Below are 3,005 nucleotides of genomic sequence, written 5' to 3' on the forward strand. Positions count from 1 at the left end.
GCTGCGGTGTAGTTGATTTCAGCGATCTGCACAGCCTTGCGTTGGTTCTGCCACAGCTCTTCTGCGTCGCCGAGTAAACCGAACGCGACAATGGCCACATCGACGTCGCCGCCGGTAAAGGCTTGCTCGATCATCTTCGGATGGCTGTCGGTGTCTAGCGCCTCGAAGTCGATCAGCTCAACAGACCGTGCGCCTGCGGCCGTCATCTGTGTCACCGCGTCGTCACGGCCCGGGTCGTCGGGCATCGCGGCCAGCACGATCCGCGCGGGGGCGTTGCGCAGGTAGCGCTCGCAGATGGCCAGTCCGATCTCGGAGGTGCCGCCGAGCAGCAGCACTGTCTGGGGGTTTCCTACGGCATCAAGAACCATTACGCACCATTTAGAGCAGCTCCAAACGTCGGGCCAGGTCGGACGCGAAAACTCGCAAGGGGTCAACCTTGCGGCGGATAGCGATCCACTCGTCGATGCGCGGGTACATGGCGTGAAAGGTGTCAGCGGTGGTACGAGAGTCCTTGGCGGTATAGAGCCGGCCGCTGAATTCCATTACGTGGCGGTCCAGTTCGGCGATAAACTCGTTAAGTCCGGGTTTGATCGGGAAGTCCACGCAGATGTTCCAGCCTGGGATCGGGAAGCTCAACGGCGCCTGGTTGCCAGGACCGAACAGTTTAAACACATTGAGGAATGAGTAGTGGCCGCTGGCTTGGATGTCACCGATGATCCTCTTGAACTCGTCGACAGCCTCGATTGGTATCACGAACTGGTACTGCAGGAAGCCTGCTGCGCCGTAGGCGCGGTTCCATTCGCCGAACATATCCAACGGGTGGTAGAACTGCGTCAGATTCTGGATCTTGCCTCGGTAGGTACCGGACTTGCGGTACCAGAGTTCGCCGATGGGCCCGAAGGTGTATTTGTTGGCCAGCCCGTTCGGAAAAATATCGGGCAGGGTAAGTAATTGTGGCGCATCAAATTTCAGCGGATTGCGCTGCAGCTTCTTGGGTAACTGGTCCAGCTTGGCCAGCGAGCCGCGCGACACCGCAGCCCGGCCCAGCTTCGGGGCAGCGCTAATGGCGTCGAACCACGCGCTGGAGTAGGTGTAGTCGGCCTCACTGCCGTCGCTATGCAAGGCGATGGTTTCGTCGAGGTTGGCGGTGACGTCGCCGTCGGCGACGAAATAGGCCGTCTCGGTCGGCGTCATTTCGATGGTGGCGCGCATGATGATGCCGGTTAGGCCGTTGCCGCCGACGGTGGCCCAGAACAGTTCGGAATCCTCACCTGCTGGCGTGAGTCGGCGCACCTCGCCGCTGGCGGTCAGCAGGTCCATGCTGCGCACGTGGTTGCCGAAGCTGCCCGCGCTGTGATGGTTCTTGCCGTGGATGTCGCACGCGATTGCACCGCCGATGGTGACCTGCCGGGTCCCCGGCAGCACCGGGACCCACAGGCCGAACGGTAGGGCCGCCTTCAACAGGTGGTCCTGGCCGCCGCCGGCGTCGACGTCGGCCAACTTGGTGTCGGCGCTGATGGAGTGGATGGTGTTCAGCGGGGTCATGTCGATCACCAACCCACCACCGTTTTGCGCATTGTCGCCGTAGGACCGGCCCAGCCCGCGGGCGATCACCCCCCGGCCGCCGGCGTCAGCGACCCGGGCCACTGCCTTGGCGATCAGCTCGGCATCGGGGGTGCGGAGCACGTTTGCCACCGACGGTGCGGTGCGCCCCCATCCGGTCAGCCGGGTGGCGGTGGTGGAAACTCCCATGCTCAACATCGTCAAAGAGGGTACCGCTTGGTCCGGCGACGATGCGGGACGCTTGCGTCCCGTTGAGGAGTTGGACGAATCCAGCCTTGGTCCGGCGACGATGCGGGACGCTTGCGTCCCGTTGAGGAGTTGGACGAATCTAGCCTGGGTCCGGCGACGATGCGGGACGTCAGCGGATCCGAAAGATTACGGCTCGTTGCACGATGAAATTGATCACCGTGGCGATACCCTGCGCAATCACGAAGGCGACGGGTATCGCCCATGGTCGTTGGTAGTGGAATAGGAAAAGGCAGAGATGGTTGAGCCCAACCTGCACAGCGAAGGTGATCCCGTAGAGCACCATGACCGCGGCGAACCGGGTGGTGCTCGGTGACGCCTGGAACGTCCATCGGCGGTTGATCAGGTAGGCGGTGATAGTGCCGATGACGACGCTGGTGAATTTCGCCAAGTCGACCTGCAAGCCCGCCCCGAGATAGAGCGTCACATAGACGCTGAAGTCGACGGTCGCCGCCAAGCCGCCGGTGAGGATGAAGCGCAGCACTTGCGTCGTCAGGTTCAGACGTGGGCGCGACGCGGCCGCAGACTCTGGGGGGACCATCGGGGGTTCCATTTGGGGGCGAGTCTAACGGGGCCGCGGGGTTGTTCGCCGGGTTCTGAGCGACTGCTCGGCGCAGCGGCTAGGTGGGTAACTTCACAGCCAGTAGCTGGACCTGGTTTGTTCCTTGCGGTGTGGAATAGGTCACCGTGTCGCCCGGTTGGTGTCCGGCCAGGGCCTGTCCTAACGGACTACGTGCGGTCAATGTCTCGGCTTCGCGGCCGTCGGGGGTCTCTTCCACGATGGAGATCACGTGCATCGTGACGACCTCTCCGTCGGGAAACCGCAATGTCACCTCGGTACCGCTGGGCAGCACTTCCGATTCGTCGACCCGCGACGGGTCGGTCCGCAGCCGGCGGTCCAGTTCGTTGATCCGGTCGCTAAGGACGACGAGTTCGTCAGCTCGTTGTATCGCTTCGGCCGCGTCTCCGTGATCGCCGATCATGCCGCGGTCGTTCTTGACCTCGACCTCGAGGCGATCACGGCGCTGCCGCAGCCGGTTCAGCTCCGCGGCGAGGTGATTGCGCGCCGCATCTGCCAGACCCGTTGATTGGACTTCCTCGCTCACGATTGTCGACCTTTCGCGGCGCGCCGGTGACCGCCTTGTCGCCGAGCGCCCAGCTTGCTTTGTCCGGTCTTGGGTTGCCCGATTACTCAT

4 protein-coding genes are annotated in these 3,005 nt (G+C 63.1%); all 4 read right to left on the reverse strand.

What is annotated here, in order from left to right; genetic code table 11:
- A partial coding sequence (locus tag AC2VOU_RS18630; protein WP_486958698.1) for a Rossmann-fold NAD(P)-binding domain-containing protein occupies window positions 1-368 on the reverse strand: 368 nt, incomplete at its 3' end.
- Window positions 369-378: 10 nt separating this feature from the next.
- Complete coding sequence (dprE1, locus tag AC2VOU_RS18635) at window positions 379-1,761, reverse strand: decaprenylphosphoryl-beta-D-ribose oxidase (RefSeq protein WP_486958699.1); 1,383 nt, start codon at window positions 1,759-1,761, stop codon at window positions 379-381.
- A 160-nt stretch (window positions 1,762-1,921) separates the two neighbouring features.
- Complete coding sequence (locus AC2VOU_RS18640; RefSeq protein WP_168162605.1) at window positions 1,922-2,290, reverse strand: GtrA family protein; 369 nt, start codon at window positions 2,288-2,290, stop codon at window positions 1,922-1,924.
- Between the two features lie 139 nt (window positions 2,291-2,429).
- Window positions 2,430-2,915, reverse strand: a complete 486-nt coding sequence (locus AC2VOU_RS18645) for a GreA/GreB family elongation factor (protein ID WP_047314807.1) — start codon at window positions 2,913-2,915, stop codon at window positions 2,430-2,432.
- Between the last annotated feature and the right edge of the window lie 90 nt (window positions 2,916-3,005).

The sequence above is a fragment of the Mycobacterium sp. TH-M25 genome (genome assembly GCF_057473665.1).